This is a genomic window from Micromonospora sp. USAFONa4 (genome assembly GCF_057197825.1).
The window spans coordinates 7,112,057-7,134,756 of record NZ_CM170072.1; the positions used below are offsets into that span (position 1 = coordinate 7,112,057).

Annotated in this window: 16 protein-coding genes, 3 pseudogenes and 1 riboswitch; of the genes and pseudogenes, 13 read left to right on the forward strand and 6 right to left on the reverse strand. The window is 73.3% G+C overall.

Going from position 1 to position 22,700, the window contains the following annotated elements:
• Nucleotides 1-41: 41 nt before the first annotated feature.
• Nucleotides 42-1,667, reverse strand: a complete 1,626-nt coding sequence (locus AC0OO9_RS30805; protein WP_484514325.1) for a serine/threonine-protein kinase — start codon at nt 1,665-1,667, stop codon at nt 42-44.
• Between the two features lie 273 nt (nt 1,668-1,940).
• Here AC0OO9_RS30805 and AC0OO9_RS30810 point away from each other — a divergent pair, with 273 nt between their 5' ends.
• Nucleotides 1,941-3,500: a sensor histidine kinase gene (locus AC0OO9_RS30810; RefSeq protein ID WP_484514327.1), complete on the forward strand. Its 1,560-nt coding sequence runs from the start codon at nt 1,941-1,943 to the stop codon at nt 3,498-3,500.
• Between the two features lie 21 nt (nt 3,501-3,521).
• Here the strand turns inward: AC0OO9_RS30810 and AC0OO9_RS30815 are convergent.
• Both AC0OO9_RS30815 and AC0OO9_RS30820 read right to left on the reverse strand, forming a co-directional pair.
• Nucleotides 3,522-4,360: pseudogene (locus AC0OO9_RS30815) on the reverse strand (SPFH domain-containing protein).
• A gap of 95 nt (nt 4,361-4,455) precedes the next feature.
• Complete coding sequence (locus AC0OO9_RS30820) at nt 4,456-5,691, reverse strand: MFS transporter (protein WP_484514328.1); 1,236 nt, start codon at nt 5,689-5,691, stop codon at nt 4,456-4,458.
• A gap of 289 nt (nt 5,692-5,980) precedes the next feature.
• Here AC0OO9_RS30820 and AC0OO9_RS30825 point away from each other — a divergent pair, with 289 nt between their 5' ends.
• From AC0OO9_RS30825 to dinB, 11 genes and pseudogenes are all read left to right on the forward strand, one after another.
• Nucleotides 5,981-6,673 (forward strand): RraA family protein, encoded by a 693-nt coding sequence (locus AC0OO9_RS30825; RefSeq protein WP_484514330.1) that lies wholly within the window; start codon nt 5,981-5,983, stop codon nt 6,671-6,673.
• Between the two features lie 81 nt (nt 6,674-6,754).
• Nucleotides 6,755-6,866, forward strand: a riboswitch (SAM riboswitch).
• A 31-nt stretch (nt 6,867-6,897) separates the two neighbouring features.
• On the forward strand, nt 6,898-7,029 hold the full coding sequence (locus AC0OO9_RS30830; RefSeq protein ID WP_484514332.1) for a hypothetical protein: 132 nt from the start codon (nt 6,898-6,900) through the stop codon (nt 7,027-7,029).
• A gap of 109 nt (nt 7,030-7,138) precedes the next feature.
• The gene (locus AC0OO9_RS30835) at nt 7,139-7,993 is read left to right on the forward strand and encodes an ABC transporter substrate-binding protein (protein WP_484514333.1); all 855 of its coding nucleotides are present in this window, start codon (nt 7,139-7,141) and stop codon (nt 7,991-7,993) included.
• A 40-nt stretch (nt 7,994-8,033) separates the two neighbouring features.
• The gene (locus AC0OO9_RS30840; RefSeq protein ID WP_484514335.1) at nt 8,034-8,813 is read left to right on the forward strand and encodes an amino acid ABC transporter permease; all 780 of its coding nucleotides are present in this window, start codon (nt 8,034-8,036) and stop codon (nt 8,811-8,813) included.
• 2 nt (nt 8,814-8,815) lie between these two features.
• Nucleotides 8,816-9,553 carry an amino acid ABC transporter ATP-binding protein gene (locus AC0OO9_RS30845; protein ID WP_484518096.1) on the forward strand — a complete coding sequence of 246 codons (738 nt, stop codon included), beginning with the start codon at nt 8,816-8,818 and terminating at the stop codon, nt 9,551-9,553.
• A 106-nt stretch (nt 9,554-9,659) separates the two neighbouring features.
• Nucleotides 9,660-10,790 (forward strand): peptidoglycan recognition protein family protein, encoded by a 1,131-nt coding sequence (locus AC0OO9_RS30850; RefSeq protein WP_484514337.1) that lies wholly within the window; start codon nt 9,660-9,662, stop codon nt 10,788-10,790.
• Between the two features lie 341 nt (nt 10,791-11,131).
• Complete coding sequence (locus AC0OO9_RS30855; RefSeq protein ID WP_484514339.1) at nt 11,132-13,279, forward strand: amylo-alpha-1,6-glucosidase; 2,148 nt, start codon at nt 11,132-11,134, stop codon at nt 13,277-13,279.
• Nucleotides 13,280-13,378: 99 nt separating this feature from the next.
• Entirely contained in the window at nt 13,379-14,599 is a 1,221-nt protein-coding gene (locus tag AC0OO9_RS30860; protein WP_484514341.1) for a PP2C family protein-serine/threonine phosphatase, read from the forward strand.
• 104 nt (nt 14,600-14,703) lie between these two features.
• The gene (locus AC0OO9_RS30865; protein ID WP_484514343.1) at nt 14,704-16,278 is read left to right on the forward strand and encodes an FMN-binding glutamate synthase family protein; all 1,575 of its coding nucleotides are present in this window, start codon (nt 14,704-14,706) and stop codon (nt 16,276-16,278) included.
• 69 nt (nt 16,279-16,347) lie between these two features.
• Complete coding sequence (locus tag AC0OO9_RS30870; RefSeq protein WP_484514345.1) at nt 16,348-16,872, forward strand: GNAT family N-acetyltransferase; 525 nt, start codon at nt 16,348-16,350, stop codon at nt 16,870-16,872.
• Nucleotides 16,873-16,974: 102 nt separating this feature from the next.
• Nucleotides 16,975-18,163: pseudogene (gene dinB / locus AC0OO9_RS30875) on the forward strand (DNA polymerase IV).
• 15 nt (nt 18,164-18,178) lie between these two features.
• Here dinB and AC0OO9_RS30880 read toward each other — a convergent pair.
• The 3 genes and pseudogenes from AC0OO9_RS30880 to AC0OO9_RS30890 form a co-directional block, all read right to left on the reverse strand.
• A complete protein-coding gene (locus AC0OO9_RS30880) occupies nt 18,179-19,783 on the reverse strand; it encodes a Na+/H+ antiporter (RefSeq protein WP_484514346.1) in 1,605 nt (534 codons plus the stop codon).
• Between the two features lie 163 nt (nt 19,784-19,946).
• Entirely contained in the window at nt 19,947-20,282 is a 336-nt protein-coding gene (locus AC0OO9_RS30885) for a chitobiase/beta-hexosaminidase C-terminal domain-containing protein (protein WP_484518097.1), read from the reverse strand.
• 81 nt (nt 20,283-20,363) lie between these two features.
• Nucleotides 20,364-21,023, reverse strand: a pseudogene (locus tag AC0OO9_RS30890) (M14 family zinc carboxypeptidase); the annotation flags it as partial.
• 52 nt (nt 21,024-21,075) lie between these two features.
• On the opposite strand from AC0OO9_RS30890, the gene AC0OO9_RS30895 reads away from it, so the two are divergent.
• A complete protein-coding gene (locus AC0OO9_RS30895; RefSeq protein WP_484514348.1) occupies nt 21,076-22,659 on the forward strand; it encodes a recombinase family protein in 1,584 nt (527 codons plus the stop codon).
• Nucleotides 22,660-22,700: the final 41 nt, after the last annotated feature.

Here is a 22,700-nt window from a genome sequence, read left to right on the forward strand (position 1 = left end):
CCCGCCCTCCGTCGTCGTGGTCGGCATCGAAGTGTCGGGCGTCAGCCCGGCGTGCAGAACGAGCGCAGCGTCACGTACACCGGCGGGCCCTCGGGCGAGGCGTTGCCGGCCTCGTCCACGGCGACGACCCGGACCGGGATCCGGGTGCTGGTCTTCGGCTGGGGCAGCTCGCCCAGGACGCCCCGGAACATCCCGCGCGCGCCCGCCGTCATGGGCACCTCGGTGGTGCGGCCGTCCAGCGTGTACCGGAGGCTCACCCTCAGCTCCCCGGTGGCCGTACCCTCGTCGGCGACGACCGCGGAGATCGTGCTGGACGTCGGCCCGTACGGGCAGCCGCGGGGGTCGAGTTCGCCCGGGCTGGCCGCGACCCGGCCGACGGAGGGCGCGACGGTGTCCGCCGGCGCGGCGCTGGCGCTGGCCGACGCGGTCGGCGGGGCGGGGGCCGACGTCGTCGGCGCGCCGGTACCGGCCGGCTCCGGTGCGGCCGTCGTCGCCGTCGGTGCGACGGGAGGGGTCGGGCTGGGGGTCGTCCCGACCGTCGGGCTCGGCGCGGGGGCCGACGCGGAGGGCGCACCCGTCGGCCCCGCCGGCGCCTCGGCTGCGGGCGTCCCGGCGGCGGGCAGCGGCTCGTCGCGGCCGGCGTAGCTGAACCCGGCGCCGCCGAGCAGCAGCGCCGCCGCCAGCCCGCCGCCCACCAGCGCCGCGCGGGCCCGGCCGGACCGCAGCCACGTCCACCGGTCCGTCGCCTCGCCGAACGCGGTGCTGGCCAGGCTGGTGGCCCCGCCGGTGCCGTCCGGGAACGGCAGGAGGGCGGCGAGCAGGGCCGCCCTCCGGGCCAGCTCGCGCAGGCCACGCTCCTCCCACCGCCGCCCGTACGCGTCGGCCGCCACCCGCTCCAGCACGGCGAGGAAGACCTGGGCGGGTTGCGGCCGCTCGGCCGGTTGCTTGGCCATGCCGTGCCGCAGCAGTTCGTGCACCGGCTCGGGGGCCGGGTCGGTGGGGATCGGCGCGTGGGCGTGCTGCTGGCGCAGGGTGAGCAGGTCCCGCCCATCGAAGGGCGGGCGGCCGGTGAGGCACTCGTAGAAGGTGGCGGTGGCCGCGTAGATGTCGCAGGCCGGGCTCGCCGGGGCGCCCGTCCACTGCTCGGGGGCCATGTAGCGGGGAGTGCCGGTGACGCTGACCCCGGAGCTCTCACCCACCGGCATGGCGATGCCGAAATCGGCCAGCTTGCTGGTGCCCTCGGCGGTGACCAGGACGTTCTCCGGCTTGTAGTCGCGGTGCACGACGCCCCGGGCGTGCGCCGCGCCGAGCCCGGCCAGCGAGCCCTTGAGGACGCAGAGCGCCGACTCCGGCGTCGTCGCTCCGTGTGCGCGCAGCAGCTGCCGCAGCGACACGCCGTTGACCAGTTCCATGACGATCGCCGCGCCGCCGGGCGACTCGACGTACTCGTAGAGGCGGGAGACGTGCGGGTCGTCGATGCCGGCCAGGAGCTGGGCCTCGGCGCGGAACGCGGTGCGGAACGCCGGGTCGTCGCCGATGCCGCCAATGAGGTACTTGATCGCCACCGGCGTGCCGGTCGCCTCGTGCACGGCGAGGTCCACCCGGCCGGACGCGCCGGCGCCGAGCTGCCGCACCGGGCGGTAGCCGGAGACCTGCCAGCCGGTCACGCGTTCACCTCCCCGCCCCGGGGACGGTGGGGTCGTCCCCCGGTGGCCATTGTGGTCGCGGGAGCCGGCGCGGCCATCGGCGCAACGGCTGCTTCCGGCCCCCGGACGTCCGGGGTGTCCCGGCGGGTGGCGGCATGGTCGGTTACGGACACACGTCACTGGTACCACCCGCCGGCAACCGCACCGCGCCACGGCGCTCCCGGCCGGGCCGGCTGCACTAGGGTGCAGGCCGTGGGCAGCGAGGCGACTCCCGAGGCAGCGACCCGTCGGCCGATGACGACGCGGCGGTGGCTCACTGTCCTGTTGCTGACGATGACCGCCCTGGTCCTGCTCGGCGGGGGCGCCGGCGCCGCCGCGCTGAGGCACACCGCCGCGGTCTCCAACCACCTCGCCGACCGGGTCGCCCCGGCCCGTACGGCGGTCGGCCAGCTCGACAGCGGCCTGCTCGCCCAGGCGGCGGCCGTACGCGGTCACGTCGTCACCGCCGACCCGCGCTTCCTCGACGCGTACCGGCGGGGCGTCGAGAGCGAACGCGCGACCATGTCCCGGCTGCACGAGCTGCTCGCCGGCGAGCCGGAGGCGCTGGCCGACCTCGACCGGGCGCAGCGGCTGGCCGACCGCTGGCGCACCGAGTACGCCGAACGCCTGGTCGCCTCCCGGCAGGCCGGCGGGACACCTGAGGAGCTGGCGCCGCTGGTGACCGGGGACGCGGAGACCTTCGCGGCGGTACGCGCCGAGCTGACCGGGCTGGTCGCCCGCCTCGACGGGATCCGGGACGCCGGCCGGGACGACCTCGACCGGGCCCGGGCGCTGCGGGACCTGACCTTCGTGGCGATCCTGGCGGCCCTGCTGCTGTGCGGGATCGTCGGATCCGTGCTGGTGCGTACGAGGGTGCTGCGCCCGCTGGACCGGCTGGGCGCCTCGGTGCGGCAGGTGGCCGGCGGCGACTTCCGGCACCGGCTGCGGCCCGACGGCCCCGCCGACATCGCCCGGCTGACCAGTGACGTGGAGACGATGCGCCGCACCGTGGTGGAGGCGTGGGAGCGCAGCCAGCACGACCGGGACGCCCTGGAACAGCAGGCGGCCGAGCTGCGCCGCTCCAACGAGGACCTGGAGCAGTTCGCGTACGTGGCGTCGCACGACCTGCAGGAGCCGCTGCGCAAGGTGGCGTCGTTCTGCCAGATGCTGGAGCGCCGCTACGCCGACCAGCTCGACGACCGCGCCCGCCAGTACATCGGCTTCGCCGTGGACGGGGCGAGCCGGATGCAGGAGCTGATCAGCGACCTGCTGACGTTCTCCCGGATCGGCCGGGTCTACGGCGAGCTGCGGGAGGTCGACCTGGCCGAGGTGTTCGCGCAGGCCGAGTCGAACCTGTCCCGGGCGGTGGACGAGTCCGGCGCGACGATCACCCGCGACCCGCTGCCCACCGTGCGGGGCGAGCCGACCCTGCTGACCATGCTCTGGCAGAACCTACTGGGCAACGCGGTCAAGTTCCGCAGCCCCGACCGGGCGCCGCTGATCCGGGTGACGGTGACGGACACCCCGCAGGACTGGTCCTTCGCCGTCGAGGACAACGGCATCGGCATCGACCCCCGGTACGCCGAGAAGATCTTCGTCATCTTCCAGCGCCTGCACCCCCGTGGCACGTACCCGGGCACCGGCATCGGGCTCGCGGTGTGCAAGAAGGTCGTCGAGTTCCACGGCGGCACGTTGAGCCTGGACGAGGCGTACCGCGACGGGACCCGCTTCGTGTTCACGATGCCGCGGCTGCCGACGGCGGTCGTACCCGCGCAGCCGGGCGAGCCGGCCGCGGAGTCGGCGGCCGGGGTCTGAGAGCCTGCCCGCCGCCCCGGGTCAGGCCTGCGGGCGCCGGTGGCCGTCACCGGGCACCGGCACGGCGGGTTCCGGGCGCTGCGCCGCCGGTGGCTCCGCGTCGCGGGTGAACTTGTCGAAGAAGCGCAGCAGCTCCACCGGGAACGGCATCACCAGCGTGCTGTTCTTCTCGGCCGCCACGTCCACCACCGTCTGCAACAGCCGCAGCTGGTAGGCCCCCGGCGTGCCCGCCATCGCCCGGGACGCGTCGGCGAGCCGGCGGGACGCCTGGTACTCGCCGTCGGCGGCGATCACCCGGGCGCGGCGTTCGCGTTCCGCCTCGGCCTGGCGGGACATCGACCGTTTCATCCCCTCGGGCAGCGCGACGTCCTTGACCTCGACCCGCTCGATCAGCAGCCCCCACGGCCCCTCCGTCGGCGCGTCGATGACCGCCTTCAGTTCGGCGTTGACCGGTCCCGGTCGCCGAGCACGGTGTCCAGGTCGGCCTTGCCGATCACCGAACGCAGGGCGGTCTGTGCCACCTGGAGCACGGCCGAGGGGTAGTCGTGGACGTTCACCAGCGCCTTCACCGGGTCGACGACCCGGTAGTAGACCACCGCGTCGACGGTGAGGGTGACGTTGTCCCGGGTGATCGCCCCCTGCGGGGGCACCCCGATGACGGTCGTCTGCATGCTGACCCGGACCATCCGGTCGGCGACCGGAACGATCAGCCGCAGGCCGGGCTCCCGGACCGGCGTCAGCACCCGGCCGAAGCGGAAGACGACGCCGCGCTGGTACTGCTGCACCAGCCGGACGCTCAGCGCGCCGACGAGCGCCAGGAGCGCGGCCACGACCACCACGCCGACCACGACCGCTTCCACGGCACCCCCGATCCGTTCGGCTCCCCCGGGCCGCCCCTTTCCCGCTGCGCCGGGAAGTAGTCCCGGCGCAGCGGGTGGCCGGCCGGCCCGTCGGATCAGCCGGCCGACCCGCCGCGGCCGGAGAGTCGGGCGGAAACCAGCGCGATCCCGCACGCCGCGACGGCGCTCAGCGCGGCGATCAGGAAGCCGACGGTCACCTCGCCCGCCGCGTCCAGCACCACGCCGGTCACCGCCGCGCCGCCCGCGCTGCCCACCGAGAACGCCGTCGCCGCCCAGGCGAACGCCTCGGCCACCGTGCCGGTGGGCGCCACGTCGTCGATCGCGACGAAGGCGATGGTCAGCAGCGCCGGCAGCGCGAGCCCGCTGACCGCCATCAGCGCCAGCATCGCGGGCGGGGCCGGGGTGAGCAGCAACGGCAGGTAGCCGGCGGCGAAGACGCCGACCACGCGCGGCAGCGTGGCGTGCCGGCGCAGTCCGCCGAAGCGCACGTAGAGCAGGCCGCCGACCAGCGCCCCGGTGGCCTGCGCGGCGAGCAGCCAGCCGGCCCAGGATCGGGCCCCGGCCGCCTCGGCGTATCCGGTCGCCGCGACTGTCACGCTCCCCACCGCCGCGCCGACCAGCAGCAGCGCCCCGAGGACCAGTCGGAGCCGGCTGGCGCGCAGCGGCCCGGCCCAGTGGCGTACCGCCGGCTCGCCCCGCCAGCGCCGGACCGCGTCGGTCGTGGCGAACCACGCGGTGCCGGCGGCCTGGAAGCCCGCGGCGGCGGCCAGGCCGCCGGTCGGGCCGGCCAGGCCCACGGCGGCGAGCGTGACCACCGGGCCGAGGATGAAGATCAGCTCCTGGACGGCGATGTCCAGGGTGTACGCGGTCTGCACCCGGTGCGCGGGGAGCAGGTCGCGCCAGAGCACCCGCAGGCACGACTCGAACGGCGGCGCGCCCGCCCCGGCCAGGGCGGCGGCGAACACGGTGACCGGCAGGTTGACGTGCGCGGCGGTGAGGGCGAAGCCGATCGTCGACGCCGCCACGGAGAGCCACAGCACCGGCGGCTGCCGCCAGCGCTGCGCCATCCGGGCGAGCATCGGCTGGCCCACGGCGGTGCCGGCGGTGAACGCGCCGACCAGCAGGCCCGCGACGGTCAGCGTCATCGTCTCGCGGGCGAAGACGAGCAGGGCCAGGGGTGCCGCGCCGAGCGGGAGCCGGCCGAGCAGGCTGGCCGCCAGGACCCGGGCGGTCTGCGGCGCCCGCAGCACCGCGAGGGCGGAGGTGTCGGTGGGGTCGGCGGGCGGGTGGTCGGCGGGCGGTACGAGTTGGCGGTGATCGGATCCGGGCATGACTGAGCGCTCCCGAGCGTGGCGGAGATGGACCGGTGGGCGGTGGAGTGCCGGGCCGGTCAGGGAACGTAGTCGGAGCGATCGTGACCGTCGCCGTAGAGCGGGAGGTCCGGGGTGACCCAGAGGCCGTGCACAGCGGCGACGGCATGCGGCGGGATCACGCTGGACAGTCTAGACCCGAACGCCGCCACCGCGGGGGGCCAGCCGCGCCGGATTGGCCCTGGCCACCGCGCCGATCGGCCCCCCTACGATGACGGCCCACGACTCGCCGCACCGCCGGGAGGACGTCATGCGGAAGCGCTTCGCCGACCTGTCCACGCCGCTGATCGCCGACGCCTGCGTACGCCTCGGCGTGCCCCCGCGCGCGGCGCCGGCCGGGATCCGGGCGGTCGTCCCGGGTCACCGCCTCGTGGGCCGGGCGCTGCCGGTGCGCCACCACGGCAGCGTGGACGTGTTCCTGGAGGCGTACGAGAACGCGACCCCGGGCGACGTGCTCGTGATCGACAACGGCGGCCGGAGCGACGAGGCGTGCGTCGGGGACCTGGCGGTGCTGGAGGGCGTCGCGGCCGGCATCGCCGGACTCGTCGTCTGGGGCCTGCACCGGGACACGCCCGAGCTGGTGGAGATCGGCCTGCCCGTCTTCAGCTACGGCAGCCTCCCGTCGGGCCCGGCCCGCCTCGATGCGCGGGAGCCGGAGACGCTCACCAGCGCCCGGGTCGGGCCGCACGTGGTGACCGCCGACGACCTCGTCGTCGCCGACGACGACGGGGTGCTGTTCGTGCCCGCCGCACGGGGCACGGAGCTGTTCGCGGCGGCGGAGCGCATCGGGACCGTCGAGCGGGTCCAGGCGCGGCGGATCCGCGCCGGGGAGACGCTACGGGAGCAGACCGCCTTCGCCGACTACCTGGCCCGCCGCGCCGCCGACCCCGCCCACACCTTCCGGCAGCACCTGCGGCAGGTCGGCGGGGCGATCGAGGAGTGACCGGGTGCCACCGCAGGCGCGCGTGAGGGTGGTCATAGCGGCTGGACGACCCACCGTGGCGGGCTGCTAGCCTCGTCGGCAGGTCATGAGCGCCAGCGTCAAGCCCCGGCTCGCTGGCCGGCAACCCTCGTCCGCGCAGGGGTGCCCCGGGTGAGGACCAGGCACCGGAGCGGCTCCGGTGCAAGCGCGGCCTGGTTCCCAGGTCGTCCCGACCGAGGAGAGCCATGTCCGTCCGCATCTGCGCCCCACCGGCGGTCCCCGCCGTGGCCCCGACGTCGCCGGCGCTGATCCGGCGCCGCCACATCGACATGATGCGGGTCTGCGCCACCTCCTGTCGCCCCGGCGACGCGCGCTAGCCGCGCCACCCCTTCTTCCCCGCACCGTTCCAGCGGTACGCCCACCGGGCGCACCGTCGGCGACGCGCGCCCCGTGCCCGTCGCCGCAGACACCTCATCGGAGACACCTGTGCGATTCCTTTCCTCCCTCACCCGCGCCGCCGCCCTCGGCGTGGCCGCCGTCCTGGCCGCCACCACCCTGACCGCCTGCGGCGACGACGCAGCCGGCGCGGCCGACAACCCGTACGGCCTGCTCCAGCCGGGCGTGCTGCGCACCGGCACGCTCACCGACGCCCCGCCGAACGTCTACCTCAAGGACGGCAAGTTCACCGGCTTCGACAACGACCTGCTCGTCGCGGTCGCCGGAAAGGTCGGCCTGAAGGTGGAGTTCGTCGGCACCGACTTCTCCGCGCTGCTCTCCCAGGTCAACAACCGCAAGTTCGACGTCGGCAGCTCGTCGATCACGATCACGGAGGCGCGCAGGAAGACCGTCGACTTCGGCAACGGCTACGACTTCGGCCACTTCGGACTCGACGTGCCGGCCGGCTCGTCGATCACCGGCTTCGACCAGCTCGCCGGCAAGCGGGTCGTGGTCGTGCAGGGCACCGTCCAGGACGACTACGCCACCGGCGAGGGGCTCGACCCGGTCCGGGTGCCCGACTACAACGGCGCGATCAACCAGCTCAAGGCCGGCACGGCCGACGCCTGGATCGCCCCCGCCGAGATCGGCGACAAGTCGGCCGCAGACAGCGCCGGCAAGATCACCGTGGCGGCCAAGCTGCTCAGCCCGGCCCCGACGGCGTACGCGTTCGCCAAGGGCAACGACAAGCTGCGCGAGGCGCTCGACAAGGGCCTCGACGAGGTGATCGCGGACGGCACGTGGAGCCGCCTGCAGGCCCAGTACTACCCGGGCCGCCCGATCCCGGCCGACTTCACGCCGGGCAGCGGCACGGTCCCGGTGCCGTCGGCGTCGGCCACCTCCTGAGACGTACGGACGACGAGCGAGCGGGGCGGTAGGAGCGACGATGGATCCGTTGAGCACCCTGTGGGAGACCTTCTTCGACGCAGACTCCATGCGCGAGGCGCTGCCCGAGATGCTGACGGTGGGGCTGCCCAACACGCTGATCCTGGCGATCTCCGCCGCCCTGCTCGGCTCGGTGCTGGGCATGGCGCTGGCCGTCGCGGGCATCTCGCGTACCCGATGGTTGCGGTGGCCGGCGCGGGTCTACACCGACGTGTTCCGCGGCCTGCCCGCCGCGGCGACGATCCTGCTCATCGGCGTCGGCCTGGCGCCGCTGGGCATGCAGGTGTGGGGGCCCAACCCGTATCCCCTGGGCATCCTGGCGCTGTCGCTGATCGCGGCGGCCTACATCGGCGAGATCTTCCGCTCCGGCATCCAGTCGGTGGAGGCCGCCCAGCTGGAGGGGGCCCGGGCGCTGGGCCTGTCCTGGGGCGAGGCGATGCGCCTGGTGATCGTGCCGCAGGGGATCCGGCGGGTGCTGCCGGCCTGGGTGAACCAGCTGATCGCGCTGATCAAGGACTCCAGCCTGGTCTACTTCCTCGGCCTGCTGGCCAGCCAGCGGGAGCTGTTCCGGATCGGGCAGGACTACGCGGCGAACACCGGCAACCAGTCGGCGCTGCTGCTGGCCGGGCTGTGCTACCTGACGCTGACGGTTCCGCTGACGCACGCCGTCAACTGGATCGACCGGCGGCTGCGGCACGGCCGGCAGGCCGCCGCGCCGGCTGACGGCGACGACGACCTCGACCTGGCGCTGCCGGGCGCGGCGGGAGGGAACCAGCGATGAGCATCGACACGACGACCTCGGTGAGCCTGAGCGTCCGCGACGTGCACCTGGCCTTCGGGTCGCACCGGGTGCTGCGCGGGGTGGACCTGGACGTGGCGCGCGGGGCGACGGCCTGCGTGATCGGCCCGTCCGGGTCGGGCAAGTCCACCCTGCTGCGCACGATCAACCGGCTGGTCGAGCCCGACCGTGGCGACGTGCTGCTGGACGGACGCAGCGTGCTGGCCGACAACCCGGACGCCCTGCGGCAGCGGATCGGCATGGTCTTCCAGCAGTTCAACCTCTTCCCGCACATGAGCGTGCTGCGCAACGTCACCCTCGCGCTGCGCCGCATCCGCAAGCTCGGTGAGGACGAGGCGGTGGCCGTCGCCCGCGAGCACCTGGAGCTGGTGGGGCTGGCGGCCAAGGCCGACGCCCGCCCGGCGCACCTGTCGGGCGGGCAGCAGCAGCGGGTCGCGATCGCCCGCGCGCTGGCGTTGCGCCCGCAGGTGATGCTCTTCGACGAGGCGACCTCCGCCCTGGACCCGGAGCTGGTCAAGGGCGTGCTCGGGCTGATGGCCGAGCTGTCCGCCGGGGGCATGACGATGGTGGTGGTCACCCACGAGATGGGGTTCGCCCGCGAGGTCGCCGACACCGTGGCGTTCATGGACCGCGGCGTGGTGCTGGAGGCCGGCGAACCGGCCGCGATCTTCGAACGGGCCGAGCATCCCCGGCTGCGCCGCTTCCTCTCCCAGGTGCTCTAGCGCCCGGCCGACGCTTGGCAATATCCTCCACTGCACACGCGACGCCTGGAGTTCCTTTTCACGGGGCCGCCCCCGCCCCCACCTCCGGCCGCAGAGGAGAGACGCCATGCACGTCGAGAATTCCGCACTGGACCGCCGGACCCTGCTGCGGGCAGGCCTCGGCGCCGCCACCGTCGCGGTCGTCGGCAGCCAACTCGCCCTCCCCACCGCCGCACAGGCGGACCCCGGCACCGACCTGGACTGGATCTACAGCTGCGACGAGTGGGGCGCGCGCCCGCCGGCGGACCCGCTGGCGGTCAGCGCCATCCCCACCAACAAGATCATCGTGCACCACATGGCGTTCCCGAACGTCACCGACTACTCGGAGGCACAGGCGGTCAAGCTGGCCCGCGACTGCCAGAACCTGCACATGGACGGCAACGGCTGGTCCGACACCGGCCAGCACTTCACGATCAGCCGCGGCGGGTACGTCATGGAGGGACGCCGGGGCAGCCTGGAGCGGTTGCGCGCCGGCGACCGGCAGATGATCTCGGCGCACTGCCCGGGCGAAAACGGCCGGGCCATCGGCATCGAGAACGAGGGCACGTACGTCACCGAGACCCCGCCGGAGGCGCTGCTGGACTCGCTGGTCACGCTCTGCGCGACCATCTGCCGGCGGTACGGGCTGCACGCCCACGACATCTTCGGCCACTGGGACTTCCGCACCACCCTGTGCCCCGGGGCCGCCTTCTACGGGCAGTTCCCCGCCCTGCGCCGCCGGGTCTTCGAGGCCCTCGGCACCGACCTCGCCGACGTGCCGGCCCGCCGCTGGCCGGACCTGTGGCGCTTCGTCGGCTCCCCCAGCGTCCGGGTGGTGCAGTACCTGCTGGCCCACCGCGGCTACACCGTGCCCGTCAACAGCGTATTCGACGCCGCCACCGTCGCCGCCGTGCAGGACTGGCAGTACCGCAACGGCATCGCGGTCGACGTCGACGCCACCCTCACCGCGCCCACCTGGGAGACCCTGGTGCCGGAGCTGGGCAAGGACGCCACGGGCCTCCCGGTCACCGCCGTGCAGTTCCTGCTGAACTTCCGGGGCCACCCCGGGGTCACCGTCACCGGCGAGTACGACCACCCGACCAGGACCGCCGTCAAGGACGTCCAGCGCAGCCACGGCCTGCCGGCCCACGGCAAGCTGGACCTCGACACCTGGTGCGCGCTCGTCGGCGGCGTCGTACGCCGGTCGTTCCGCCACTGACCACCGCCGCCGGCCCGCCGGGGCGGACCGCCCCGGCGGGCCGGCGAAACGCAGTTCTACCACCGCGTGTTCGGCGGTTCGCTGTCGACGGACACCTTGGGCACGTCCGGCACCGACGACCCCGCGCTGGCCGTGGACATCGGCCAGCCGCAGGGCTGAGGGGGTGTAGCGGCGACGCGAACGGGTAGGGACCGCTGTCCGGCGGGCCCGGGCGGCACCGCGCCGGTGCGGCCCGGCCCGCAGCCGCCGGCCCGAGGGGTGCACCCGATGCTGTCGCCGTCCGCGCGCCCACGGCCCGCCCGTCCCGTCCGGCGCACCCGCCCGAGCCCGCCCCGGCCGCGATGACCCGGGTCCGGAACCTGCGCGTCCGCCCGGACCTGCTCTACGTGGCGAGCGGCTGGAGCACCCTGGTGACCGACGTCCGCGGCCGGATCACCGGCGCCGACCCGCAGGGCTTCTTCGCCCGCAACACCCGGGTGCTCAGCACCGAACGCCTCAGCGTGGACGGCCGCGAGCCGGTCCCGTTCAGCACGGCCAACGTGGCGGGGCACGCCCAGCTCTCGTACGCCGCCCTCGGCGACGGCGACACGCTGCCCTCCCGCGCGGCCTACCTGCTGGTGGAGCGCTTCGTCGGCGCGGGGCTGCGGACCCGGCTGACCGTGGTCAGCTACGCGGCCGTGCCGCTGGACCTGCGGCTGCGGATCCACCTCGCCGCCGACTTCGCCGACACCAGCGAGGCCGAGACCGGCCGCCGGGTGCAGTCCGGCACGGTCGACGCGAGCTGGGACGACCGGGACCGGGAGCTCCGCCTGACCTACCGGTGCGACGGCCTCGACCGGGCGGTGGCGATCGGCGTACGGGCCGACACGCCCGTCCGGTACGCCGACGCCGCCCTGACGGTCGACCTCGCGGTGCCGCCCCGGGGGTCCCGCCGGATGGAACTCCTCGTCGAACCCGTCTTCGACGGGCAGCGCCTCGCCGCGCCGCCGCCGACCTTCGCCGAGCCGGACGACGCCGCCGCGCACGCCCGGGGCACCCTGGCCCGCGAACTCGCGCGGCTCGCCAGCAGCAACTTCGACGTCACCGCCGCCTGGCGGTGCGCGGTCGACGACCTGTCCGTGCTGCCGCTGGGCGAACCGGAGGGCCCGACGGCACCGATGGCGGGCCTGCCCATCTACCAGGAGATCTTCGGCCGCGACACGATGACCGCGTCGTGGCAGTCCCTGCTCGCCGGGCCGACGATGCTGGCGGACAGCCTGCGGCTCAACGCCCACCACCTCGGGCGGCGCGTCGACGACTGGCGCGACGAGGAACCCGGCAAGCCGTTGCACGAGGCCCGGCGGGGGCCGGTGTCCGCGCTCGGGATCGACCCGTTCGACGGCTACTACGGCGACTGGTCGACCGCGCCGGACTTCCTGGTCTTCCTCGGCCAGTACCTGGCCTGGACCGGGGACCTCGACACGGTACGGGACCTGCTGCCAACCGCGCGGCGCGTGCTGGGCTGGATCGACCGGTTCGGCGACCTCGACCGGGACGGCTTCCTCGAATACCACCGCCGCTCCCCCGCCGGCCTGAAGAACCAGGGGTGGAAGGACTCGGACACCGCCATCGTCGACGAGCACGGCGAGGTGGTGCCGAACCCGATCGCGACCAGCGAGTTGCAGGCGTACTGGTACGCCGCGCTGCGGCACGCCGGGGTGGCGTTCGCCGCGGCCGGCCACCCCGCGTACGGCGCGGGACTGGTCCGGCGGGCCGCTGCCCTGCGGCGCCGCTTCCACCGGGCCTACTGGATGCCGGACCGGGGCTGCCACGCGTTGGCGCTGGGGCCGGACAAGCGGCAGGTGCGCTCGGTCAACTCCAACGACGGCCACCTCCTGGCCACGGGGATCGTGCCCGCCCGCATCGCGCACCTGGTCGCCGACCGGCTGCTCGCCCCCGACATGTTCAGCGGCTGGGGGGTGCGCACGCTGTCCTCGGCGCACCCGGCGTACGACCCGTTCAGCTACCACCGGGGCAGCGTCTGGCCGGTCGAGGCGGGCACGATCGGCCTGGGGCTGGCCCGGTACGGCTGTTGGGAGCACCTGCACCGGCTCGCGGAGGGGATGTTCTCCGCGGCGGCGCTCTTCACGGAACACCGCCTGCCGGAGGTGCTCAGCGGACTCCCCCGCGACGACGCGCACCCGCACCCCGGCGTCTACCCGGACTCCTGCTCCCCGCAGGCCTGGTCCGCCAGCGCGGTCGTCGCGCTGGTCCAGGCGCTGCTGGCGCTGCGCCCGGCCGCGCCGCTGCGGACGATCTTCGTCGACCCGCACCTGCCGGAGTGGCTGCCGGACCTCACGCTGGAGGGCGTGCGCGTGGGCGGACGCACCGTCGACCTGACCGTACGGCGCGGGCGCGGCGGGCGCACGTCGCTGCGCGCCCGGGGCGACCGGATCGCGGTGGTCCGCCGGCCCACGCTCCAGGCCTCGGCGACCCGCCGCCGGTCCTGACCGGCCGATGCCCGGACCAGGTCCGTGCAGACGCCGCGCCCGGGCCGGCCGGCACAACGCAGAATCGGCGGTCGCAGCCGTCAGGGCTAGGATCCGGTGGTGGCCGATCGAGGGCTCATCCAGGACGACGAACGGTTGCGCCGCATCGAGGCCGTGACCGACGCGGCGCTGTCCCGCCTCGACGCGGCCGATCTCTTCGACGAACTCCTCGACCGGGTCCGGGACCTGCTCGACGTCGACACGGCGGCCATCCTCATGCTGGACACGCACTCCCAGCAGCTCGTGGCCACCGCGGCCAAGGGGCTGGAGGAGGAGGTCCGGCAGGGGTTCCGCGTCTCCGTGGGCCGCGGATTCGCCGGCCGGATCGCCCTGACCGGACGGCCGGTGGTCATCGAGGAGGTCACCCCCGACGTCGTGGTCAACCCGATCCTGCTGTCGATGGGGCTGCGGTCGCTGCTCGGCGTGCCGATGTTCGCCAGGGGCGAGCTGATCGGCGTGCTGCACGTCGGCACGCTGGGCCAGCGCCGGTTCACCACCGACGACGTACGCCTGCTGGAGCTGGTCGCCGACCGGGCCAGCCTGGCCAACCTCGCCCGGTCCCACAACCTCGACCACAACGCCGCCCTCGCCCTGCAACGCAGCCTGCTGCCCACCCAGCTGCCCCGCCTGCCGGGCCTGGACATGGCCGCCCGGTACGTGCCCGGGCACGTCGCCGGAATCGGCGGCGACTGGTACGACGTGTTCGTCCTGCCCTCGGGCTGGCTGGGCCTGGTCATCGGCGACGTGTCGGGCCACGGCCTGCAGTCGGCCGTGATCATGGGGCGCGTCCGCAGCGCGCTGCGCGCCTACGCGCTGGTCTGCGACGACCCGGCGGAGGCGTTGACGCTCCTCGACCGCAAGGTCAGCCACTTCGAGGCCGGAAACCTCACCACGGCGCTCTACGCCATGGTCTCCCCCGACCGGACCCGCATCCGGCTCTCCTCCGCCGGGCACCTGCGCCCCGTCCTCGCCGCGCCGGGCCAGCCGGGCGGGCCCGTCCCGGTCCACGCCGATCCCCCGCTCGGCACGGGTCGCCGGCCGCCGCCCCGGCAGCAGGCGGAGGTGGACTTCCCGCCGGGCGCGGCGCTCGTCTGCTTCACCGACGGCCTCGTCGAACGCCGCCACGAGGTCATCGACGTCGGCCTCGACCAGCTCGCCGACGTGGTCCGGCCGGCACCGGCCGAGGAGGTCTGCGCCGCGGTCATGGGCGCCCTCGGCGCCGAGCAGCCGACCGACGACATCGCCATGCTGGTCGTCCACCGGCTCCCGACGCCGCGCTGACCCGTCGGAGTGCCGGCGCCCAGGTGCGCCGTCCGGACGGGCGAGACCGGCCGCGTGGTCGCCGGCCCGTTTGGCGGGAGGCGATCGCGGAAAGAGTGGCGGGCATGAAGTGGGCAAGCCGAGCCGTACCCGCCGCCGTCGCCGCCGTCGCGGCCCTCGCCGCACGTGACCTGATCCAGCGCGACCACGCGTTGCTGCGTAACTTCCCGGTCCTCGGCCGGGCCCGGTACCTGCTGGAGTCCATCGGACCGGAGCTGCGCCAGTACATCGTCGCGGGCAACAACGAGGAGCGGCCGTTCACCCGCGACCAGCGCCGCTGGGTGTACGCGTCGGCGAAGCAGCAGAACAACTACTTCGGCTTCGGCACCGACAACGACATCGAGTTCACGCCCGGATATCCGATCATCAAGCACCGCACCTTCGGCCGGGCCGTCCCGCCGTCGACGCCCGGCGCCGGACACGACGTACGGCTGCCGTGTGCCAAGGTGCTCGGCGCCGCGCGGGGCCGCGCCCACGCGTTCCGGCCCGAGTCGGTGGTGAACATCTCCGGGATGAGCTTCGGCTCGTTGTCCGGCAACGCCGTCGAGGCGCTCAACCGGGGCGCCGCCCTGGCCGGCTGCCTGCAGAACACCGGCGAGGGCGGGCTGTCGCCGTACCACCGCAAGGGCGGCGACCTGGTCTTCCAGATCGGCACCGCGTACTTCGGCTGCCGCGACGAACGCGGCCGGTTCAGCCTGGACCGGCTCAGGGACCTGGTCGCCGGCGCGCCGGTGCGGGCGCTGGAGATCAAGCTCAGCCAGGGCGCGAAGCCCAGCCTCGGCGGCCTGCTGCCGGCGGCCAAGGTCTCCGCGGAGATCGCGGCGACCCGGGGCATTCCACAGGGGCGCGACTGCGTCAGCCCGTCGCGGCACGCCGAGTTCTCCGACTGCGACAGCCTGCTCGACTGGGTGGAACTGCTCGCCGCCGAGACGGGCCTGCCGGTCGGCATCAAGTCCGCGGTGGGCGACCTCGGCTTCTGGGAGGAGCTGACCACCCTGATGCGCGACACCGGGCGTGGGGTCGACTTCGTCACCATCGACGGCGGCGAGGGCGGCACCGGCGCCGCGCCACTGATCTTCACGGACTCGGTGTCGCTGCCGTTCCAGCAGGGCTTCACCCGGGTCTACAAGGTCTTCGCCGAGCGCGACCTGCACGAGCAGGTGGTGTTCGTCGGCGCCGGCAAGCTCGGCCTGCCCGACAACGCGGTGGTGGCGTTCGCGCTCGGCTGCGACATGGTCAACGTCGGCCGGGAGGCGATGCTGGCGATCGGCTGCATCCAGGCCCAGAAGTGCCACACCGACACCTGCCCCACCGGCGTCGCCACCCAGAACCCGTGGCTCGCCCGGGGCGTGGACCCGGGCTCGAAGTCGGTCCGCGCGGCCAACTACGTCCGGACGCTGCGCCGCGACCTGGTCAAGGTCGCCGAGGCGTGCGGCGTCGAGCACCCCGGCCTCATCGACACCGACGCGATCGAGATCCTCGACGGCCGGACCGCCTCGCATCCCCTGCACGAGGTGTACGGCTACCGCCCCGGGTGGGGCCTGCCGTCCGCCGCCGACCGGGCGCAGATCGCCCGGCTGATGACGGCGGAGGCCCCGCAGGGCGGCACCGCCCCGCCCTCGCCGACCGCGATGTCCTGACCCACCCGGTACGCCACCGACGCCGATAATGGCGCGCACCGGGCGCACCGCTGCGCCTATCGTGGCCCGGTGCTGATCAGACGCGAGACCCCCGCCGACGTCGACGCGATCCGGGCGGTGCACCTCGCCGCCTTCGCCGACCCGGACAAGCCGGACGCCGTACCCGTCGAGGCGGGGTTGGTGGACGCGCTGCGGGCGGACGACGGGTGGCTGCCGGCCCTCTCCCTGGTCGCGGCCGACGACGCCGGGCGGGTGGTCGGGCACGTGGTGTGCACCCGGGGCCGGGTCGCCGGCGAGCCGGTCGCGCTGGGGTTGGGTCCGCTCGGCGTGCTGCCGGACTGGCAGCGGCGCGGGGTCGGCTCCGCGCTGATGCACGCGGTGCTCGGCGCGGCCGACGCGCGCGAGGAGGCCCTGGTGGTGCTGCTCGGGCACCCCGACTACTACCCGCGCTTCGGGTTCCGCCCGGCGGTCGACCTCGGCGTCACCCCGCCGCAGCCGTGGGGGCCGCAATACTTCATGGCCCGCCCGCTGAGCGCGTGGCGGTCGTCGATCCGCGGCGGGTTCAGCTACGCCCGCCCGTTCGACGATCTGTAGGCGAGCCGCCAGCGGGCCTGACCGACGGGCCGAACGGTGCTCACCGGCGACGTTCGGGCAGGTCAGTGCCACATTCGCGACCTTCCGTGCGAACATGTGTTCGTGTCGCCCGAGGCCAGCATCCTGCACGCCGACCTGGACGCGTTCTACGCGTCGGTCGAACAGCGGGACGATCCGCGCCTGCGCGGCCGGCCGGTGATCGTCGGCGGGGGCGTGGTCCTCGCGTGCAGCTACGAGGCGAAGGCCCGCGGCGTCCGCAGCGCGATGGGCGGCCGGCAGGCCCGGCGGCTCTGCCCCGAGGCGATCGTCGTGCCGCCGAGGATGGCGGCCTACACGGCGGCGAGCCGCGCGGTGTTCGAGATCTTCCGGCGGACCACCCCACTCGTCGAGGGGCTCTCCATCGACGAGTGGGGTGGTCGACGTGGGCGGACTGCGCCGGCTGGCCGGGCCGCCCGCCGACATCGCCGCCCGGCTGCGCCGGGACGTACGCGAGGGGGTCGGCCTGCCGATCACGGTTGGCGTGGCCCGCACGAAGTTCCTCGCCAAGGTGGCCAGCGGCGTCGCCAAGCCCGACGGCCTGCTGGTCGTCCCGCCGGACGGGGAGCTGGCGTTCCTGCACCCGCTGCCGGTGGAGCGGCTGTGGGGCGTCGGGCCGGTGACCGCGACGAAGCTGCGCGAGCGGCGCATCCGTACGGTCGGGCAGGTCGCCCGCCTCGGCGAGGCGACGCTGGTCTCGCTGCTCGGCGCGGGCGCCGGTCGGCACCTGCACGCCCTGGCGCACAACCGCGACCCCCGGCCGGTGCAGGTCGGCCGCCGGCGCTCCTCGATGGGTGCGCAGCACGCCCTCGCCGCCGTTCCGCACTCCCCCGCCGAGCTGGAGGCGGTCCTCGCCGGCCTGGTCGACCGGGTGACCCGGCGGATGCGGGCGGCGACGCGGGCCGGCCGGACGGTGACGCTGCGCCTGCGGTTCGGCGACTACACCCGCGCGACCCGCTCCCACACGGTGGCCAAGGCGACCGTCGACACGGCCCCGCTGCTCGCCGCGGCGCGGGCGCTGCTGCGGGCCGCGCTGCCCGAGATCGAACGGCGGGGCGTGACCCTGCTCGGCGTCTCGGTCGGGAACCTCGACGACTCCCCCGTCCAGCCGCCGCTGCCGTTCGACCGCGATCCGGGGGCGGACCTGGACGCGGCCGTGGACGCCGTGCGCGACCGGTTCGGGTCGGGGGCGCTCACCCGGGCGGTGCTGCTCGGCCGGGACCCCGGCCTGGAGATGCCGCTGCTGCCGGACTGAGCCCGGGGCGGCGGGTCAGGACGGCGGCAGCGACGGCAGGACGCTCTCCTCGTGGTCCAGCTCCCGCTCCAGGATGCGCATGTCGGCGTCGGCGAGGCGGCCCGCGTCGCGCCAGGCGAGCAGTTCATCCCGTTCGGCGGCGATCATCTCCCGGCGGGCCAGCAGGGCCGCCCGGTAGCGGTCGTCCACCGGCAGCACCTGGTCCTCGACGTGGGAGAGCAGTGCCACCCGTTCGGTGTAGCGCTTGTGGCGGCCCTCGGCGGCCCGGCGCAGCGGGGCGGCGACGTCGCGTACGCCCGGGTCGGTCTCGGCCAGGGCGGTCAGCCGGTCGAGGGCGGCCTGCACCGCCGCGGCGCGCGCCTCGTTGCGGGTCAACGCCCGGCTGACGGCGGTGCCCGGCAGCCGCAGCCGGCGCAGCAGCGGCGCGAAGGTCAGGCCCTGACCGACGAGGGTGACCAGCACGACCAGGTACGCGCAGAACAGCAGCAGGTCCCGGGCGGGCGTGCTCGCGGGCAGCGTGAACGCCGCCGCGAGGGTGATGACGCCCCGGGTGCCCGCCCAGCTCAGCGCGAGCAGTTCCCGACCGGACAACGGCGGGTTGTCGGGACGTGGGTCGCCGCCGAGGCGGGCGTGCATCCGGGCGGGCAGGTGCGCGGCGGCCAGCAGCCACAGCGGACGCACGAGCAGCACGATGCCGACGGTGACGGCCCCCGCCGCGACGACGGTGCCGGGGTCGTAGGCGGCCAGCCCGCGTACGACGGCGGGCAACTGCTGGCCGATGAGCAGGAACACGTAGCCCTCGAGGAGGTACTCCACCAGGTGCCAGACCGAACGGGTCTGCAACCGTGCGCCGCTGGACTGCAGGGACGCGCTGCGGTGGCCCAGCCAGAGGCCGGCCACGACGACCGCCAGGACGCCGGAGACGTGCAGGCTCTCGGCCGCCACGTAGGCGGCGAACGGGGTGCCCAGGGACAGGGCGTTGTCGGTCAGCGGATCGGAGGCCATCTTCCGCAGGTGCGCGATGACCCACGCGACGGCCATGCCGACGGCCAGCCCACCGGCGGCGACGAACAGGAAGTCGCCCACGGCGTGCCCGACGGAGAACCTGCCGCCGATCGCCGTCGCCACAGCGACCTGCAGGATCGTCAGGGCGGTCGCGTCGTTGAGCAGCCCCTCCCCCTCGACCAGCGTGGTCAGCCGGGGCGACATGCCGGCACGCCGGCCGATCGACAGCGCCGCCACCGGGTCCGGCGGGGAGACCGCCGCGCCCACCGCGATGGCGAAGCTCAGCGGGACGGCGGCCACCACCGCGTTGAGCCCGAAACCCACGGCGAGCGCCGTGACCAGGACGAGCGCCACCGACAGGCCGATCACCGTGCGGGCGTTGCGGCGCAGCGCGGTCAGGCTCGACTGGAGGGCGGCGCCGTAGAGCAGCGGGGGGATGACGAGGTAGAGCACGACCTCGGGATCGAGTTCCAGGTTCGGGCCGGGCAGGTAGCCGTAGCCGATCCCGGCGAGCACCAGCAGCACCGACGCCGGCAGGTGGGTGCGGCGGGCCAGGGCGTTGGTCAGGACGACGACGACCAGGCCGCCGAGGGCCAACGCCACCAGCTCGCCCATCCCGCCGGTCCCTCCCGCTGTCGGCCTCCGCCCCGGGCACCACCGTAACCCGGTCATCCGACGGTGGCCGGGCAGCGCGCCTCCCCTCGCCCGGGGCGGGGGCGACGAGCGGCGGGGGTGCGCCGGGTGGGACCCCGACGCACCCCCGTCAGCGACCCGGTCGTCAGCGCGTCGGCGGTACGGCGGTGCCCTTGCGGTAGTTGCGGCCGTTGCCGTCGGGGCGGTAGTTGTTCTCGACGTTGCCCGCCGAGTCCACCGAGAACCAGTGGATCCGCGTCCCCGCCGGGACGGTCAGCGTCTCGCCGCCCTCCCGGATGCCCGCCGAGCCGTAGAGCTTCGACGCGTACGTGGGGGCGGCCCGGTCGAGGGTGTAGAAGACGGCGGCCGGCTCGCTGGTGGAGAAGGTCACGTCCACCATGCCCGGCGTCGCGCTGGGCGCGACCGCCAGCGTGCTGCTCGGCCTGGTCCGGTCCCTGGCGAAGTCCCGGGCCACCCGCATCAGCTCGACCAGGCCGTTGGCGAACTCCAGCGCCTCGGCGTGCGCCTCGTCCCACTCGGGCTGGAAGGAGGTGCCGACCTCGAAGTTCCAGGCGTAGATGCCGTACTTGTACCAGAGCATGTCGCCGGAGTTGCCGGCCGCCGAGTAGAGCACGTCGGAGATCGGGCCGGTGCGCGCCGGGGTGACCGCCATGTTGCGGTGCCGTTTGATGGCGGCCAGGATCCGCGAGGACGCGCCCCAGAAGGCCGACTCCTCGGCGAGCGTCGGGCGGGGCGCGGAGACGCGGTCGGGCAGCGCGTACGCCCCCGGCGACCACATGAAGTAGTTGCCCGAGGAGTGCAGGTTCATCGAGAACCGGATGTTGGGGCGGGAGGCCAGCCAGTCGAGGTTGCGGTTCTCCGGCTCGGAGAGCTCGCCCGGCCCGGCGTACGTGCCGCTGGTGCAGCTCGTCGACGCCCCCGAGTAGCCGTCGAAGAGGCTGTACTCGGTGTAGTTGCGGTTGTTGTCCACGCCCCAGGAGTTGCGGGCCAGGAAGTCGGCCGCCCCGGTCGTCGGGCAGTGGTTGGTCATGTTCTTGCGCTGGGAGTTGAAGTCGTAGAACGAGTAGTGGCCGCCGTCGGGGTTGATCGAGGGGGCGATCCAGATGTCGAGGCCGTCCAGCAGCTGCCGGGTCCGCCCGTCGTGGGCGTAGTTGCGCAGCAGCCGCTCGGCGGTCTCGACGGTGACCAGCGGGGGGACCCACTCGCGGGCGTGTTCCTGGGAGGCAGAGTTGCAACTCTGCTAACCTGCGTGGATGCGACTGCTAGGAGCCATCCGGCTAAGCCGAGAGACCGATGAGACTACCTCGCCTCAGCGCCAACGAACCGACATCAACACGGATGCCGGGGCCACTGGAGACACTGTGGTGGCCTGGGCAGAGGATCTTGACATCTCTGCGGATGTCTTCTCGCCCTTCGATCGTCCGGAGCTTGGTCCGTGGCTGAAGGAGCGTACGGCTGAGTACGACGGAGTGATCTTCGCTAAGGCTGACCGAGCTATCCGCAGTATGCGGGATATGCACCAGCTCTCCGAATGGGCCATCCAGAACCGCAAGGTGATCGTGTTCGTTACCGGCCCTGGTGGTGGGCCGAGGATGGCTCTGGACTTCCGGAGTGGTCCGCTCGACACGATGGCTCAGTTCATGGTCATGGTGTTCGCCTTTGTCGGCGAAATGGAACTGAACGTCATCAAGGACAGGAACAGAGGGTCTTACGCCCTCGCTAGAACAGAGGGTCGCTGGCATGGCGGGGTGGTGCCATACGGCTATCGCCCGCTGAAGCGAGCCAAGGGTGAAGGCTGGATAATCGAGCTAGACGATTACTCTCAGGGGATCGTAATGCAGATCCTATCGAAGTTCCTGGTCGAAAAGTGGTCTCTGAATTCGATCTGCCACGATCTCAATGACAAAGGAATCCTTACTCCCCAGGACTACTTCAGAGAGTGTCAAGGTAGACCAACCCTCGGCAACAAGTGGAGGTCTTCCACGCTCTCTAGGATGCTCCGATCCCATTCCTTACTCGGCTACGCCGAGGACAAGGGCAAGCTTATTTACGACGATGACGGAATGCCTATGCAACGGGCTGAGGCCGTTATCTCCCGAGAGCTTTGGAGCAAGGTTCAGGTTCGGTTGCAGGAGGTAGCGACTACAAAGCCTCGCACCAAGAAGACCGGTCCTCTGTTGCAGGTAGCATTCTGCATCTTCTGCGGAGCTGCCCAATACAGATCCTACGCGGGGCGAGACAGCGCATACCCCTATTATCGCTGCCGAACGGCCAACAGCCGGTGGGAGGCGTGCAAAGCTAAGTCCATTCCAGGAGATGCCCTTGAGGCTCTTGTCGAGAGCGTAATTCTTGACCATCTCGGGGGTCAATTCGTAGTCGAAGAGATACGCATTCCTGCGGAATCTCACACCGCAGAGCTTCAAGAGGCTACCGCAGCTCTCGATGACATGATTGAAAGCTCCGCTGGCAAGCCTGATGCGGTCAAGGCGATCTACAAGCGGAAGATCGAGCTACTTGAGAAGCGGATCGCAGTCCTGAGCGAGCTACCTGAGCGTCCTGCTCGGACGGAAGTTAGATCAACAGGTCGCACTTTCAGCGAAACCTGGATCGAACTGGACAAGGACGGCCGAAGAACCCTGATGGTGAACGCAGGTGTGCGCATTGAGTCCGGGATAGCGAACGGCCCTGCCGTCCAGGTACACCGCTTTGAGCGGCCTGAGAGGTATGACGAAGCGGTTTTGCTGGGAAATACAGGCAAGATCCAGTACGCAGTTTATCTCCCGAAGAACCTGATAGCGCTTGCGACTAGACCACTACGGCAGATCACTGTACGATAGACACTCATGGGGGCTGGGGAGGACCACTCCGATGGGTGTTC